This window comes from Streptomyces liliifuscus (assembly GCF_016598615.1).
Lineage (GTDB): Bacteria > Actinomycetota > Actinomycetes > Streptomycetales > Streptomycetaceae > Streptomyces > Streptomyces liliifuscus.
In genome coordinates this window covers 384,207-400,128 of sequence record NZ_CP066831.1, presented here as the reverse complement: position 1 = coordinate 400,128, position 15,922 = coordinate 384,207, and the positions used below count along the sequence as shown (strand labels likewise).

13 protein-coding genes are annotated in these 15,922 nt (G+C 69.5%); 8 read left to right on the top strand and 5 right to left on the bottom strand.

Annotated elements, in window-relative coordinates; genetic code table 11:
* Nucleotides 1-19 precede the first annotated feature (19 nt).
* The 4 genes from JEQ17_RS01745 to JEQ17_RS01730 all read left to right on the top strand — a co-directional run bounded on the left by JEQ17_RS01745 (nt 20) and on the right by JEQ17_RS01730 (nt 3,949).
* Nucleotides 20-1,492 (top strand): purine-cytosine permease family protein, encoded by a 1,473-nt coding sequence (locus tag JEQ17_RS01745; RefSeq protein WP_200393496.1) that lies wholly within the window; start codon nt 20-22, stop codon nt 1,490-1,492.
* Nucleotides 1,489-2,454 carry a PfkB family carbohydrate kinase gene (locus JEQ17_RS01740; RefSeq protein ID WP_200393495.1) on the top strand — a complete coding sequence of 322 codons (966 nt, stop codon included), beginning with the start codon at nt 1,489-1,491 and terminating at the stop codon, nt 2,452-2,454. Before JEQ17_RS01745 ends, JEQ17_RS01740 begins: the two co-directional genes overlap by 4 nt.
* Nucleotides 2,455-2,541: 87 nt before the next feature.
* Nucleotides 2,542-2,739 carry a hypothetical protein gene (locus JEQ17_RS01735; protein ID WP_200393494.1) on the top strand — a complete coding sequence of 66 codons (198 nt, stop codon included), beginning with the start codon at nt 2,542-2,544 and terminating at the stop codon, nt 2,737-2,739.
* Nucleotides 2,740-2,857: 118 nt separating this feature from the next.
* On the top strand, nt 2,858-3,949 hold the full coding sequence (locus tag JEQ17_RS01730; protein WP_407700031.1) for a LacI family DNA-binding transcriptional regulator: 1,092 nt from the start codon (nt 2,858-2,860) through the stop codon (nt 3,947-3,949).
* Between the two features lie 111 nt (nt 3,950-4,060).
* On the opposite strand, the gene JEQ17_RS01725 is transcribed toward JEQ17_RS01730, so the two are convergent.
* From JEQ17_RS01725 to JEQ17_RS01710, 4 genes are read right to left on the bottom strand one after another with little or no spacing between them, the layout of a single operon-like run.
* Nucleotides 4,061-5,455: a glycoside hydrolase family 32 protein gene (locus tag JEQ17_RS01725; protein WP_200393493.1), complete on the bottom strand. Its 1,395-nt coding sequence runs from the start codon at nt 5,453-5,455 to the stop codon at nt 4,061-4,063.
* Nucleotides 5,452-6,324, bottom strand: a complete 873-nt coding sequence (locus JEQ17_RS01720; protein WP_200393492.1) for a carbohydrate ABC transporter permease — start codon at nt 6,322-6,324, stop codon at nt 5,452-5,454. The genes JEQ17_RS01725 and JEQ17_RS01720 overlap by 4 nt, the downstream gene beginning before the upstream one ends.
* 22 nt (nt 6,325-6,346) lie before the next feature.
* Complete coding sequence (locus tag JEQ17_RS01715) at nt 6,347-7,330, bottom strand: carbohydrate ABC transporter permease (protein ID WP_200393491.1); 984 nt, start codon at nt 7,328-7,330, stop codon at nt 6,347-6,349.
* Nucleotides 7,327-8,736 carry an extracellular solute-binding protein gene (locus JEQ17_RS01710; RefSeq protein WP_200393490.1) on the bottom strand — a complete coding sequence of 470 codons (1,410 nt, stop codon included), beginning with the start codon at nt 8,734-8,736 and terminating at the stop codon, nt 7,327-7,329. Before JEQ17_RS01710 ends, JEQ17_RS01715 begins: the two co-directional genes overlap by 4 nt.
* A gap of 242 nt (nt 8,737-8,978) precedes the next feature.
* On the opposite strand from JEQ17_RS01710, the gene JEQ17_RS01705 reads away from it, so the two are divergent.
* Nucleotides 8,979-10,568, top strand: a complete 1,590-nt coding sequence (locus JEQ17_RS01705) for a glycoside hydrolase family 32 protein (protein WP_200393489.1) — start codon at nt 8,979-8,981, stop codon at nt 10,566-10,568.
* Between the two features lie 33 nt (nt 10,569-10,601).
* On the opposite strand, the gene JEQ17_RS01700 is transcribed toward JEQ17_RS01705, so the two are convergent.
* Nucleotides 10,602-14,363, bottom strand: coding sequence for an nSTAND1 domain-containing NTPase (locus JEQ17_RS01700; RefSeq protein WP_234047995.1), 3,762 nt, complete (start codon nt 14,361-14,363; stop codon nt 10,602-10,604).
* A 268-nt stretch (nt 14,364-14,631) separates the two neighbouring features.
* Between JEQ17_RS01700 and JEQ17_RS01695 the strand changes: the two genes are divergently transcribed.
* The 3 genes from JEQ17_RS01695 to JEQ17_RS01685 all read left to right on the top strand — a co-directional run bounded on the left by JEQ17_RS01695 (nt 14,632) and on the right by JEQ17_RS01685 (nt 15,803).
* Complete coding sequence (locus JEQ17_RS01695) at nt 14,632-15,024, top strand: hypothetical protein (protein WP_200393488.1); 393 nt, start codon at nt 14,632-14,634, stop codon at nt 15,022-15,024.
* Nucleotides 15,025-15,244: 220 nt separating this feature from the next.
* Nucleotides 15,245-15,463, top strand: coding sequence for a hypothetical protein (locus tag JEQ17_RS01690; RefSeq protein WP_200393487.1), 219 nt, complete (start codon nt 15,245-15,247; stop codon nt 15,461-15,463).
* 73 nt (nt 15,464-15,536) lie between these two features.
* Nucleotides 15,537-15,803 carry a hypothetical protein gene (locus JEQ17_RS01685; RefSeq protein ID WP_200393486.1) on the top strand — a complete coding sequence of 89 codons (267 nt, stop codon included), beginning with the start codon at nt 15,537-15,539 and terminating at the stop codon, nt 15,801-15,803.
* The last annotated feature ends 119 nt before the right edge of the window (nt 15,804-15,922 follow it).

Sequence of the window (15,922 nt, the reverse complement as noted above, 5' to 3'; positions counted from 1 at the left end):
CAAGCAAGGAGGTCCCGCGATGGCCGCTTCAACGAAGAACGACCGCGTCGGCACCGTGGAGACCCGTGGGATCGAACCGGTCCCCGACAGCGAGCGGCACGGTCACGCCGGCCAGATGTTCTGGACGTGGTTCGCCGCCAACATCTCGATCCTGGGACTGCCGCTCGGCGCGACCCTCGTCGCCTTCCGCGGTTTGAACATCTGGCAGGCCGTGCTCGTCGCGGTCGGCGGTTCGGTGGGCTCGTTCGCGCTGGTGGGCGCGTTGAGCATCGCGGGCAAGAAAGGCGGGGCACCGGCCCTGACGCTGTCACGTGCGGTGTTCGGGCAGCGCGGCAACCACGGGCCGACCCTGGTGACCTGGCTGAGCCGGGTCGGCTGGGAGACGATCACCACGACCACAGCGGCGTACGCGCTGCTCGCCCTGCTCAACACGCTCTTCGGGGCAGGCCGGGGCACCGTCCTCACACTGCTCTGCCTCCTGGTCTTCATCGCCTGCACGCTGATGATCAGCGGGCTCGGGCACGCCACCATCATGTGGATCAACAAGTGGGCGACAGTGGTCTTCGGAGTCCTGAACCTCGTCGTGATGGGCTTCCTCGTGGCGACCGTCGACTGGTCGAAGGTGCTCGACATCCCGGCCGGCCCGGTCAGCGGCGTCATCGCGGGCATCGGCTTCATAGCGGCCGGCACCGGCATCGGATGGGCCAACGCCGGTGCGGACTACGCCCGTTACCTGCCGAGGACCATCCCGGGCATGCGGCTCGTGCGCGCCTCGGCGTTCGGGGCAGGCATCCCACTCGTACTGCTGATCTCCCTGGGCTCGCTCCTCACGGCCGGTGATCCGACGCTCGCCACCTCCGCCGATCCGGTCGCGGCGATCAACGCGATGCTGCCGTCCTGGATGGCGGTTCCGTATCTGATCGCGGCGTTCGGCGGACTGCTGATGTCCAATCACCTCTCCACCTACTCGGCCGGATTGACGATGATCACGCTCGGGATTCGTGTGCCGCGTGCCTGGGCGGTCGTGCTCGATGTCGTCCTGATGTTCCTCGGCGGCATCTACTTCATGCTCGTCGCAGACGACTTCTACGGCCCGTTCAGCACCTTCCTGACTCTGCTCGCCGTGCCTATCTCCGCCTGGATCGGTGTCATCGCCGTCGACATGGTCCGAGGCCGTCAGTACGACCCCGCCGGTCTGATGGACACGGGACGCGGCGGCCGCTACTGGTACACCGGCGGGTTCCACCTGCCCGCCGTCGTCGCGTGGGTGGCCGCGATCGCAGCCGGGCTGCTCTTCACCAAGGCCGCGACCGGCGCGGACGATGTGTGGTTCGCCGGGCCGCTGGCCGATTCCTGGCTCGGTACGAACGGCCTGGGGTGGCTCATCGCGATCGTCACAGGTGGTGCGGCCTACACGCTGCTTGCACGGCGTCCACCGGTGAACGCCGACTCCGCCACCGGTTCCACCACGCTTGAGGAGGCCACCCGATGAACAACGACCACCGTGTCGTCCTCGCTGGGAACGTCATCGTCGACCTGGTCATCGACGTGCCCACCCTGCCCGAGCGCGGTGGCGATGTCATCGGAACCCGCACCGAGCTGTACGCGGGTGGAGGCTTCAATACACTCACCGCGGCCCGTCGGCTGGGTGCCGAAGCCGTGTACGCCGGAGTCCATGGCACCGGCCCCTATGGAGAGTTGGTGCGTGCCTCGCTCGCGGCGGAGGGCATCGGGTTGGTCCTTCCTGAGCGCTCCGACGGCGACACCGGGTTCTGCGTGGCTCTCGTCGACGAAGGAGGCGAGAGGACCTTTGTGACGAGCTTCGGGGTCGACGCACACATGACGTCGGAGGAGGCGGAGACGATCGCCGCGTCCGTGCGCGGCGGCGACCTGGTGCAGGTGTCCGGCTACAGCCTGGTCATGCAGGTGAACGGCCCTCTGCTGTCCCGCATGGTCGCAGGCCTCGCGGAAGACGTACGTGTCTGCCTGGACCCCGCGCCGCTTGTGGCGGACATCCCGGCCGAGGTCCTGGACCCGGTCCTGGCCCGGACCGACTGGTTGAGCTGCAATGCGCGGGAGGCCCAGCTGATGACGGGGATGGCGGAGCCGAGGGAAGCCGCGCGTGTGCTGCGCGGGCGCCTCCGGAGCGGGGCCGGGATCGTCGTACGGGCCGACAAGGACGGATGCTGGCTGGCGGCACCGGGCCTTCATGACATCGTGCATGTCCCCGGGTTTCCCGTGAACGCGGTCGACAGCAACGGGGCCGGGGACGCGCATGTGGGTGCGTTCCTGGCGCTGCTGGGGCGCGGAGCATCCGCCTACGATGCGGCGCGGGGGGCGAACGCGGCGGCGGCCTTGGCAGTGACACGGCGAGGTCCTGCGACCGGACCGACCTCGGCCGAACTGGCCGCGCTGCTGGGCGAGGAGAGATCGACCGCGTTGGGATTGACCTGACGGTCTCAGACGTCATCCGCTGCTCGATCACGGGGCTGGACTGGTCTGGTCGAAAGGCGCGACTGCGCGCGGGAGAAGGAAGGCCGCTTGCCGGACCTGACGGCCGCGATCGTGGCCTCAGAGTCGGTGCGGGCGGCGGTGAACATCCCGCGCTCGACCTCCGGCTGGGACGGCGGGAAGAAGGTGGCCGGCTGCGGCAAGTGCCGCCGCATCGGCGAGAAGGAGCGGCAGTCAGAGACTCCCTACGCTGTCACCGGTCTGCGCGCCGAGCAGGCCACCGCGTAGAAGATCGCGGCCCGGCCACACGCGTGCTGGGTCGTCGAGAACACCGTCCACCGGACCGAGGACGTCACCCGTGTGCCGTGGCGCTCCCCGCGGATAGGGTGGACAGTGATCGACAGAGATGGGCTGGGTGAGGGCGGCGGACGGCGTGGGCGGTGCCGAGGAGAGCAGGAGCACGGGCACCGGGCGCCCGACGTCTCGGGACGTCGCCCGGCTCGCCGGCGTGTCGCACACCGCGGTGTCCTTCGTGTTCAACGGCCGGGCCGAGGGCAACCTCTCGCCCGCCACCCAGGAACGCATCCGGCAGGCCGCGACCCGGCTGGGCTACCGCCCCGACCCGGTGGCCCGTGGTCTGCGCCGTCGCCGTACGGCCGTGATCGGCCTGGTCACCGATGAGATCGCGTCTTCGCCGTTCGCCGGCCGGCTGCTGCGCGGCGCCATGGACACTGCCTGGGGCAGCGACCATCTCGTCCTCACCGTCGACTCCGGCGGTGACCCGATCAAGGAGGACGCGGCCGTCGCGGAACTGCTCGACCGGCGCGTGGACGGCATCATCTACGCGGCCATGTCACTGCGCCGCGTCCGCGTCCCAGAGGGCCTCCACCGCACCCACTCGGTGCTGGCCAACTGCCTGCCCGAGGACGACTCCCTGCCCGCCGTGGTCCCCGCCGAGCGCGCCGGTGGCCGTACCGCGGCCCGGCTGCTGCTCGGTGCGGGCCACCGCCGGCTCGCCGTGATCGGTGGTCTGGACGACATCGCCTCGGCGGAACGTACCCGCGGCATCCGGGACGCGCTGCGCGCCGAGGGCGTCACCGTGCCCAAGGAGTGGATCGTGCGCGGCGGCGGGGAGATCTCCGCGGGATACGCGGGGGCGCTGCGCCTGCTCGACGGGGTCGAGCCGGGCCGTCGCCCCACTGGCGTCCTGTGCTACAACGACCGGGTCGCGGCGGGTGTCCTGCACGCCGCGACCCGGCTCGGGATCGACGTGCCCGCCGATCTGTCCGTGGTCGGTTACGACGACCAGGAGCACATGGCCGCGTTCCTCACCCCGCCGCTCACCTCGGTCGCGCTGCCGCACCGGGCGATGGGCGAGGCGGCGACCCGGCTGCTCCTGGACGCCATCGAAGCCGGCAGTACGCCGCCGGCGACCGTCCAGCGGCTGGCGTGCCCTGTGGTCAGTCGGGCTTCCGTGGGTCCGGCGCCTTCCCGGTGACCCGGGTGCCTGGCCTGTGGGTGGCCTGCTCGGTGGTCAGTTGGGCTTTTTGTGGGTCGGGCGCCCGTCCGGTGGCCTGAGTGTCCGGCCCGCGCCTGCCCTGCCCCCTGGTCAGCCGCGCCTCCCTGGGGCCGACGGCGCCCACCCCGTGACCCGGGCCCCCGGCCCCTCGACGACCAGCTCGGCGATGTCGTCGGGGCGTCGGTAGACGCGCTCGGTGACCATGGCCCGGTCCGCGACGAAGAGTTCGAGGAGCGAGCCGTCGACGAGCAGTCGGAGCGCGAGTTCGGGCCCCTTCGGCACGTGCACGGTGATAGGGGCGGAGCCTTCCCTGCCGGTCCGGGGCCAGGCGCTGCGGTCGAGGATCATGGTCCCCGCGGCAGGGTCCGCCCGGACGGTCAGCTCCTGGCCCGTCGCGTCCCGGAGGAGGCTCACCGTGGTCGGTTCGCATGCGGTGACCGTCAGGTCGTACGTGTGGGGAAGCGGAACCCGGCCCGGCGCGGTGACGAACGGCTCGGCCGGGCGCAGCAGGTCGAGTTCCGGGGCCGGACTCACCTGCAGTGAACCGTCGGGGTGGACGTCGACCACCCGGGGTGCCGTGAGTACGCCCGCCCATCCCGCCCGGTGTACCTCTTCTTCCGGGCGGGCCTCCCACGACCAGCCCCACAGCAGTGCGCGGTCCGGCTCCTGGAGCACGGCGGGAGCGTAGAAGTCCCGCCCGTGGTCGAGCCGACCGCCGGCCTTCGGCGCGAACCTCAACGTGCTCTGGCCATCGGCCTCCAGACGACCCGTCAGATACCCGGTGGAGCAGGGATCCCCGTCCCACAAGGACACCAGAAGTACGTGGTCGCCGCCCGCTGGCCGGTACAGGTGCGGGCACTCCCAGCCCACCGTCTTGTCGCCGAACAGGCCTGCGGCCGCTGGGTCCTTGCCGTCAAGGAGCACACCGGCGAACCGCCAGTCGGTCAGGTCGTCGCAGTCGTAGAGGAGGACCGACGGCGTGCCGTCGGCGTGCCCCGCTCCGATGAGGGCCCAGCGCCTGCCTGCGAAGTGGAAGACGAACGGGTCGCGGAACATCACCACGTCCAGCCCCGGCGGCGGCCCCGCCAGCACCGGCGTCGGCAGCGGCTTCCACTCGGTCAGCCGCTCGTCGTCCGGGTCCGCCGCCCGCGCCAGGCAGATGGTGCCGAGTCCGGTGTGGGCATGGTCAACTCCCGTGTATACGGCGGTCGGTGTGCCCGCGTCGTCGGTCACGCAGCCCGACCAGCAGCCCGCCTCGTCGGGGCCCCCGGGTGTCGGGGTGAGCGCGATCGGGTGGTGCTCCCAGTGGGCGAGGTCGGTGCTGGAGGCATGACCCCAGTGGACGTTCGCGTGCACCGGTGCGTCGGGGTTGTGCTGGTAGAAGAGGTGGTAGCGGTCCCGCCAACGGAACGGCCCGTTCGGGTCGTTGATCCAGTTCGCGGGCGGACGGACCCTGAAACGCGGCGCGTTGGGGTCAAGGCTCAACGGTTGACTCCTGCCGAGGTGATGCCCTCGCGCAGAGGGCGCTGGCCGACGACGAACACGGCGACGGCGGGGAGCATCGAGAGGACGACACCGGCGAGGACGACGGAGATCGAGCCGGTGCCGAGGTTGCCCTGGAGGGAGACCAGACCCAGCGGAAGCGTGTAGTTCTGGCTGGAGGTCTCCAGGATCAGCGGGCGGAAGAACTCGTTCCAGTGGTAGTTGAAGGCCAGCACGCCGACGATCGCCAGGCCGGGCGCGGCCAGCGGCGCGTACACCGAGCGGAAGATCCGCCAGGGCCCCGCGCCGTCCAGCATGGCCGCCTCGCCCAGGTCCTTGGGCATACCGAGGAAGTACTGGCGCATCAGGAAGGTGCCGAAGGCCGTCGGGAAGGCCGGGATGATCAGGCCGAGGAGCGTGTCGGTGAGGCCCATCGACTTCAGCACCAGGAAGACCGGCACGATGGTGACCTGCAACGGCACCATCATGGTCGCCAGGACCAGGCCGAAGAGCGGCTTCTTGAAACGGAACTCCAGGCGCGCGAAGGCGTATCCGGCCAGGCCTGCCGTGATCATCTGGCCGACGGCGATCAGTGCCGTCACCAGCGTGGAGTTCAGGGCGAGCAGCCACACGTCGATCTGGTCGAAGACCCCGCGGTAGGCCTCGGCCGTCGGGTGCGTCGGGATGATCTGCGGGGGCAGGTCGAAGGACTGGGCCGGCGTGCGCAGTGAGGTGGAGACGGTCCAGATGACCGGGCCCAGCGTCAGCAGGGCGCACACGGTCAGTGCGGCGATCCGGGCCCAGGGGGTGAGTGAGTGACGTGCGCGCCTTGGGGTCGGGCTCGCTTTCAGGGTCGGGGTTGCTTGGCTCATAGCGCTCATGCGGCTCACCGGCTCACTGGTAGTGGACGAAACGCCGGCTGAGCCGGAACTGGAGGGCGGTGACCGCCATGATCAGCGCGAAGAGCAGCACGCCCACCGCGGATGCCTCGCCGAAGTCGAGCTGCTCGAAGGCCCTCTCGTAGATCACCATCACCACGGTGCGGGTGGCGTCGCCGGGGCCGCCGTCGGTGAGGACGTAGGGCTGTTCGAAGACCTGGAGGGCGTTGATGATGCCGACCACCGACGCGACGAGCAGCGTCGGCGACAGCAGCGGCAGCGTGATGCCGAGGTGCTTGCGCAGACCGGTCGCGCCGTCGAGGGCGGCGGCCTCGTGGATCTCCTTGGGGATGTTGTTCAGACCGCCGACGAACAGCAGGAACGAGAAACCGAACTGCTGCCAGACGTAGACCAGGATCACCGTGGCCATCGCCGCGTGTTCCGAGGTCAGCCAGGGCACGGGCGCCACGCCGACCAGGCCGATCAGCCAGTTCACCACCCCGAAGTCCTGGTTGAACAGGTACTTCATCACCACCGAGATCGAGGCGGCGGACAGCACCAGCGGGAAGAAGAACGCCGATCGGAACAACGACCGCAGCCACACCGGCATCCGCGCGTTGAGCGCGAGTGCCAGCGACAGCGCGATCAGCAGTTGCAGCGCCACCGCGAGGACCATGAACAGGAGCGTGTTGCGGAAGGAGACCAGGACGGTCGAATCCGTGAAGGTCGTACGGTAGTTGGCGCCACCGGCGAAACGGGGCGGGTCGATCACGTTCCAGTGGAACAGGCTCAGCACGAGGGACCCGATGATCGGTACGACCGTGAAGACGACGATGCCGACGACCGTGGGCGCGAGGAACAGCGCGGCCAGCAGCCGGGTGCCGCGGTCACGGACGGACGGCCGTACGGCGACGGCGGGTGGTGGTGTGGCGGGCCGCGAACGTACGGCCGGGACCTGGGCGTTCGGGTCCTGAGTGTTCGGGACCTGGGTGTTCGTCATATCTCACGCTCCATGGCCTGCTCCAGGTCGCCCTGCATCCGGCGCAGCGCGGGACCCACCGCACGCGGCGAGGCGAGCGCGGTGCCGGTGTACTTGAGCAGGACGTCGGTCACCTCGGCGACCTGCGGCGGTGCGGGGATCGGGCCGGTGTCGGGGAACCGGTCGAGGGTGTCGTAGAAGACCCGCCAGTGCGCCGGGCCGCTCTCGGCGTAGCGTGCGGCGTTCAGCATCGAACGCCGGGCCGGGGTGGTCTGGTTGCTCTGGAACAGCCGGGTCATGGTGTCCTTGCGGGCCGCGTACTTGATGAACTCCCAGGCGGCTTCCTGCTTCTTCGAGGTGCGCAGCAGCGCGTAGCCCGCCGCGCCGAACTGGTGGCGCTGGGTACGCCAGCGGGGGAAGTACTGCACGTCGTAGTCGGCGGCCCGCATGCCGGCCAGCTGCAGGCCGCCCGCCCAGAAGCCGCCCGCCGGTGTGACGCCGACGCGGCCGGTGGAGAACACGCCGACCAGATTGCTGCCGTTGCCGCCCTCGGGCCGGGAGCACAGGTTCTCCTGGACGAGGGAAGCGAGATAGTCGTACGCCTCCTCGACCCGGTCGGCGGTGGCCTGCGGGGTCGTCCAGCGGAAGCCCCCGCCGCGCCCCTGCCGGTCGGCGGCCGGGTAGAAGGTGTCCCACAGCCAGGAGCCGCCTGGCGCCTTCGACTCCTTGAGCAGGTTCGTGCCGTTCGCGAAGAGCCAGGGCACCACGCCGCCCCACAGCCGGTTGGTCCAGAAGTACGGCGTGAAGTGCGCGTCGCCGGCACGCTTCATCTCCCGCAGCAGCGCGGTGAAGTCGTCGCGGCTCCAGTCGGCCGCCGGGAAATCCGCGCCCGCCCGTTTGAGCACCTGCTTGTTGAGGTAGATGTCGGCGGCGTTGAACTCCATCGGGAGTTGGTAGAGGTGCCCCTCGTACATCATCGATTCCACCAGCGAGGGGTGGACGTCGGCGAAGTACTCGCGCAGTTCCGCCGCGTCCCGCCGCACCCAGCGGTCCAGGGACACGCCGAGCTTCTGGGCGAACAACTGCACGCCCTCGGTGGCCACGTACACGAGGTCGGGGGCGGTGCCCGCGGCGATCTGGGTGAGGATCTTCGCGAAGAAGTCGGACCAGTCGACGGCCTGCACCGCGTTCACCCGCAGCGGGATGTCCGGGTGGAGTTGGTGGAAGCCCTTGGTGAGGGCGTCGACGGTGGCCGGGTCGAAGGCGGAGCCGAGGGTGGCGACGACGAGGGAGCCGTCGTCACGGCCGGGGATGTCGGCTCCCGTGAGCCGGTCCCAGCTCGCGGCGGTCCCGGCCAGGGCGGCTGCTCCGGCCCCGTATGCGCCGTACCGCAGCAGCGTGCGGCGGGGGAGGTGCGAGTCAGTCATCAACGGGCCTAACTCGTGTTAGTTCAGGGGTGATGCCCCAGATGATGGGAAGCGGGCAGCGGACCTGTCAAGGGTCGGGAACGCTTGACCTTTAACGAGTTAGGTCTACAGTCCTCGTTCAACTGAGCCGAATTCTCACGCTCTCCGCGTTGTGAGCCGCACTCGCGTGCGTGACGAGCCGCCACGGGCCCGCATGGGCCACCACGGGCCCTCATGGGCCGCCACGAGAGGAACGATGTGTCATGCCCGGAACATCGGGGATTTCCAGGAGATCGCTGTTCGCGGGATCGGCGGCGGGGACCGCCGCCGCGCTGCTGCCGGCCGGAACGGCCATGGCCGCCCCGAAGCCCAAGCCCGGGGCCACGGCTGAGAGCAGCAACAAGTCCGCGGCGAGCGGGGCGAGTTACCGCGCCACGTACCACTTCACGGTCCCCGACCAGTGGATGAACGACCCGCAGCGGCCCGTCTGGATCGACGGCGAGTACCACTACTACTACCTCTACAACGCCGACTACTTCACCGGTGCCGTTGGCACCGCGTGGCGCCTGGCCACCACCAAGGACCTGGTCTCTTTCACCGACCGCGGGGTCGCCGTGCCCAAGGACACCACGCCCAACGGCGATCTCTGGTCGGGTTCGGCGGTGGTCGACACCGGCAACACGGCCGGATTCGGCGCGGGCGCGGTCGTCGTCATCGTCACGATGTCACCCGGCGGCGGCACCGACCGCCAGGCGCAGTTCCTGTACTACTCGACCGACGGCGGTCTCACTTTCACCAACTACGGGACCGATCCTGTCCTGCCCAACCCCGGCGTCGCCGACTTCCGTGACCCCAAGGTGATCCGCGACGAGGAGCGGGGCCGCTGGGTGATGACCCTCGCCGAGAACGACAAGGTCGGTTTCTACCACTCCGCCGACCTCAAGTCCTGGACGTACGTGAGCGGTTTCGTCCACGGCGGCATCGGCGTCCTGGAGTGCCCCGACCTGTTCCGCATCACCGCCGGCGACGGCACCGCGAAATGGGTGCTCGGCGTGAGCGCCAACGGGAAGGGCTCGGGGCTGCCCAACACGTACGCCTACTGGACGGGTTCCTTCGACGGCAGCGTGTTCACCGCCGAGGCGAGTGCCCCGCGGTGGCTCGACCACGGCTGGGACTGGTACGGCGCCGTCACCTTCGAGAAGCGGGACGCGAGCGGCGCGGTGGACGCGACTGCCCGGTACGCGATCGGATGGGTGAACAACTGGGACTACGCCAACACCACCCCCACCATCGACTGCGACGGCTTCAACGGCACCGACTCCATCGTCCGCGAGATCACCCTGAAGAAGGCGTCCGACAACACCTACTACCTCGCCTCCCAGCCCGTCGCCGGCCTCGACTCACATGTGTCCCGCACCGTGAACCTGGGCGACGTGACAGTCGACGGCACCAAGGTGCTCGACTACACCGGAATCTCCTACGAGGTGACGACCGAGATCAGCTGGTCCCAACTCACGGGCGCCGGGCTCCAGTTGAGGCGCTCACCCGACGGCGGTCGGCACATCGACGCCGGGATCTACGCCGACTACGCCTTCCTCAACCGACGCAACACCGTGAACGCCGACACGTCCGGCAAGTGGCAGGAGAGCCACACCCCGTTCGACCCGTCCTCCGGCACGCTGAAGCTGCGCATCCTGGTGGACCGCACGTCGGTGGAGATGTTCGTCGACGACGGCCGCTACGTGCACACCAGCCAGGTGTTCCCGTACCTGCTGGACACCCGGCTGGCACTGTTCACGATCGGCGGCAGCGCGGTGTTCCGCAACACGGTGATAAGGGAGTTCTCGGTGTGAGGCCGGCCAACGGCATGCCGAATTCGGTTTTGATCAGCCCGGGCAGGTGGCCTGGGCCGGCTGGTCCGGTAGGTACATCGAGCGTTCCTGTGGCGTGAGATCGCGGCCTATGGCGTGGCAGATCTTGCGGATCGCCGCGGCGGGAGCCGACAGCCCTACGTCCCACCGTCGTACGGTCTGATCCGTGCCGGCGCTGATCAGGGTGCGGCCGTCCGGGCTGAAAGCCACTGACAGCACGGTGTCGGTGTGCCCGGACAGCGTGGTCAGCCTGCCGCCGGTGTCCGCGTTCCAAAGCCGCACGGCGTGATCGTCGCTGCCGGCGGTGGCAAGGGTGCGCCCGTCCGGACTGAACGCCATTGAGGACACGGTGTACCTGGCCGAGGCGCCGTGGCCGCGGCCTGAAGCGGTGTCCCAGAACCGCAGGGCCCGATCACTGCCTGCGGTGGCGAGAGTGCGGCCGTCAGGGCTGAACGCCATTGAGCTGACCTGGGCGGTGTGCCCGGTCAGACGGAGGCGCTGACGGCCGGTGCCCGTGTCCCACAATCGCACCGTGCGATCACGGCCGTTGGTGGCGAGGGTGCGACCGTCGGGGCTGATCGCCATCGAGGTCACGTCAGTCGCTCTCTGAAGAGACGGGTGCGTACGCCTTCGGGCGGTGGCTGCGTCCCAAAGCTCCACGCCGCGGCTGAGGCTGGCGGTGGCGAGGGTTCGGCCGTCCGCGCTGAACGCGATCGAGTCAGCCAGGTCGGTGTAGCCGGGCAGGCGTGTGCGCAAGCGGCCGGTGGCCGTGTCCCACAGTTCCACGCCGCGGCTGAGGCTGCTGGTGGCGAGGGTTCGGCCGTCCGCGCTGAACGCCATCGACACGACAGCAGCGGTGTGCCCTGGCAGGCGCGTGCGCAGACGTCCAGTGACTGTGTCCCACAGCTGCACGGTGTGGACACCGGTGAAGCTGCCGGCCGCCAGAGTGCGTCCGTCAGGACTGAATGTCATGGCGTCCGCCTTCTTGGAGTTTCCGGCGAGGACAGCCAGGGACTGGCCGACAGCGGTGTCCCACATTCGCACTGTGCGATCACTGCCGGCGGTGGCGAGAGTGCGGCCATCGGGGCCGAACACCACTGAGGTGACCTGGGCGGTGTGCCCGGTCAGGCTGCGGCGCAGGCGGCCGGTGCCCACCTCCCACAAACGCACCGTGCGATCGGGCCAGGTGATGGCGAGAGTACGGCCGTCCGCACTGAACGCCGTAGACAGGACAGAACCGGCACCGTCGGCCAGGCTGCGGCGCAGGCGACCGGTATCGAGATCCCACAACCGCACCGTTCCACCCTTGTTGGAGCCGCTGGTGGCGAGGATGCGGCCGTCGGGGCTGAACGCCATCGAGGTGACCCGGGTCGTGTGCCCCGCGAGGCTTCGGCGCAGCCGGCCCGTGCCGGTGTTCCACAACTGCACCGCCCCGCGCCTGGCACCGGTGGCCAGGGTACGGCTGTCCGCGCTGAACGCCATCGACGAAGTCGGCCCGGGCTGCCCGGGAGCCAGCGCTTGAGTGAACTCCAGGAGAGTCCTGCGCAGTTGGCCGGTACCGGTGTCCCACAGTCGCACCGCTCCGCCCCGGCCGGCGGTGGCCAGGCTGCGGCCGTCCGGGCTGAACGCCACCACGTCGAACGGCACAATCTGCCCGGTGTCGGCCGCGTCGGGGTCTGCCAGGAGAGTCTCGCGCAGACGGCCCGTGCTCATGTCCCACAGCCGCAGGGTGCGATCCCGGCCGGCGGTGGCCAGGACGCGCCCGTCCCGGCTGAACGCCACCGCGTCGACCCGGGCATTGTCCGCGGGGAGGCTGTCGCGGAGCCGGCCCGCGCCGGTGTCCCACAGACGTACCGTGCCGTCCCCGTCGGCGGTGGCCAGGCTGCGGCCGTCCGGGCTGAGTACCACCGAGGACACAGTGCCGGAGTGTCCGGTGAACCGGTACCTCACGGGCACGGCGGCGGCAGCGGAGAGGCTCTCCACCGCTTGGGCGGTCGGCTTGGTCCGATAAGCCTGGACGGCCAGCAGCGCGGCGAGGTCGGAGTCCTGGCCGGGCAGGGCTGCTGATTGTGCGGCGAGCTGCCGGGACAGGGCGACCTTCCGTGCGGTGTCCGCCGCCTGTCGCTGCTGGTTGCTGATCCGGTTCTGGTTCCAGGCGACCACGCTCGCGGTCACAGCGAGGACGAGGAGAGCGGAGAGGACGACGGTCAGTGTCCGCAGACGTCGGGTGGTACGGGTTGCGGTGTGCACCTCCTCGTCGAGTGCAGACGAGCTGGCGGTGAGAAAGCTGTGCTCGAGGTCGGTCAGGTCCGCGATGCGTTCAGGGGCGCTGAACAGGTCCTGGGCTGTGGCCAGTCGGCTTCCCCGGTACAGGGCGCCTGCCTCGCGGCCCAGTTCCGACCAGACCTGTGCCTCCTCGGTCAGTTTCCGGTGCGCGCGAAGGAGTTCGCGATCCTCCTCGATCCATTGGCGCAGCCGCGGCCAGGCGGTGATGAGGGCTTCGTGGGCGATCTCGACGGTGGCGTGGTCAAGGGTGAGCAGACGAGCTCGGGTGAGGGCCTCCAGCACCTGGTCCGTTTGCGGGTGCGCAGGAGTCTCCAGTTCGCGGCGGTCGGCGGGTCTGCGGGTGTCGGGGGTGCCGTCGCCGGGGGTGACCAGCCGCAGCAACACGCGTCGTACCGTGCGTGCCTGGCCGTCGGTGAACTGACCGTAGACCTCCTCGGCAGTCTTGGCGATCGCACCGTCCAGGGCGCCGGCTGCCTCGAAGCCGGCCAAGGTCAGCGTCTTGCCCCGTCGGCGGCGCCATGTCTCCAGCAGCACGTGCGACAGCAGAGGCAGCCCGCCCGGCGCATCCGCGACCTCGCCGACGAGCCGGGCGGTCAGGGCACGTTCGACGGTCAGTCCGGCGGCGGCCGCCGGTTTGACGATGGCCTCGCGCAGTTCCGCCGCGTTCATCGGGCCGACCAGCAGATTGGCATCGCTCAACGCGTCGGCCAGGTCACGGTGTTCGGCGCAGCGGCCGTAGAAATCGGCGCGCACCGCCAGCAGAACCCGTAATCGGCTCTCGGGCTGTCGGGCGGCCAGAAGCAGCTCGATGAAACGGGAACGCTCGGCCGCGTCGTGGCAGAGGGTGAAGGCCTCCTCGAACTGGTCGACGATCACGAAGACGTCCGCCCCGGTGTTCGCGGTGACCGGGACGCCGGGGATGAGGAGGCGGCCGTGGGTACGGGCCGGCCGGTCGCCGGGGGTCAGGATCCGGATCGTGGCAGCACGCAGCCCCGCTTCCTGAGAGTGCTGGAGGGCGGGGATCAACCCGGCCCGCAGCAAGGAGGACTTACCACTGCCGGACGGCCCGAAGACCGCGGCGAATCGCCTGCGGCGCAACAGGTCCAGCAGGTCGGCGGTGAGCCGGTCACGGCCGAAGAACCGGCCGCGGTCCCCGGTCTCGAACCGCACCAGACCGCGGTACGGCGGCTCCACCTTCTCCACGTCATCGCCTGGGCCGGCGGCCGCCTCCTCCACGGCCTGGTGCCAGCGTGCCTCCCACTGTGCCGCATCGCCCCCGCACGCGGCTGCGTACGCCAGAGTCACCGGCAGCGTGGGCAATTGGTCGCCGGCTGCCGCCTGCGACAACGTCGGCACCGAGTAGCCGGCCCGCTGCGCCAGCACCCGGTAGGTGACGCCACCCGCCTCGGCCCGCAGTTTGCGCAACTCGAACGCGAACCGCTGCACCGGACCCGCCCCCGGATCCACCGGCACCTCACGACGCCCCGCCACAACCTCGCCCCTCCCACCGCCCCGGCACCGGACCGGACGGCCAACCTACGCACCTCACCACCCCTCGGAAAGAACCCGCCCGGCCATTGTTAGGCCGCCCGAACAGGGCTGCCCAACAATCCGACAGGCCGCTGAACTTGGTGATGCGAGCAGCGCGGGGGACCGCTCGCAGAGGGAACGCCCTGCCGGTTGGAGGCAACCGGCAGGGCGTTCCCCAGGGGGGAGCGAGCCGCTCCTTGAGGAACACCCACCACACCCAGGAGGAACCATGGCATTACGCAAGGTCGTTGCACTTGCTCTCACGTCGCTGGTGGTCGCCGGCGCAGGTCTCACGACCTCGGCATCCGCCGCGCCGACGGTCGACAACTCCCAGTCCGATGCCGCGGTGGTGGCCACTCACGGTTGCGACCCCGGGTGGGTGTGCCTGTATCCGGGTGCAGGCTGGAACGGCGACAAACCGCTCCACTTCTACTACGAGTACAAGGCCTACAACCTCACCGACATGTACGACACGTGGCGCATCTTCAACAACCAGACCGGCGGCGCGACCATGTCGACCTGCAAGGGGTACAACGGCACGCGCTGTGAGGGCAAGCTGCAGGCCGGCGACTGGATCGACAAGTACATGACGCCCATCAACTCGATCACGCTCCAGCCGTAGTCGGTTCCCCATGCGAACAGCTTCCGGAGCCGCATGTTCCAGGCCCTGGAAGCTTCGTACGTTCGCCACACCGGGCCAAGGTCATGTCTCACGATGCGGCCGGCGGTACGGAGCACGCGACTCCGCCGCTCACGCTCCCGCGTCCCACGACGGGGAACCCGCGGGAAACGATGTGTGACCTGCTCAGGTTGTCAGTCAACGACATCACCAAGGAGAGCAGATGCGTTTGCGTACGCGTACGGTCGCCGCCGCATTCCTGGTCGCAGCGGCATTGAGTGCCCTGGGCCAGCCGGCACTGGCCGCTCCCATGCCGTGGGACTCGCACAGGTCCCCTTCGAGTTCACAGGCCAGTGCGCCTGGTCACTGGGGGCAGACCGAGTACCACGACAACGGGCAGCACGACAACGGATTTCACGACAGCGGTTACCACGACAGTTGATCGGACGCTCGGAGCGTCTCCAGCCGCTTACGGCAAATGGTTGTTACTGGCTCAATCGATCCAGGAGAAAAGCATGCGGATACGTGGTGTGGTGGCCTGTTTGGCCGCAGTCGCGTTGGGGGCGGGGATACCTGCCACGGCAGCAGCGTCGGCGGAGTCGATGGAAGGCGGAACGGCGGCTGCACACGTCGCCGACTGGTGGGTGAAAAGCCCCTACTACTCAACCGAATCGGTGTGCAGTAACCGCAAGGAGGACATGGCCCGACAGGGCTTCACGGTTCGGCCGTCAAAGCCTGGCTGCAACAAGGTTGGTGACTGGTACTTCGAGTTCCTGATCTGACCCTGGACGCACGCACGCCACGATGGAGTGGACCTTGTGGGAGACGCCGTCGTGGCGCTGCCCGGTGGGCAGACGGTGGCAGTGGGGGAGCGCGGGGCAGGGTCTGTTGCATGATCGCC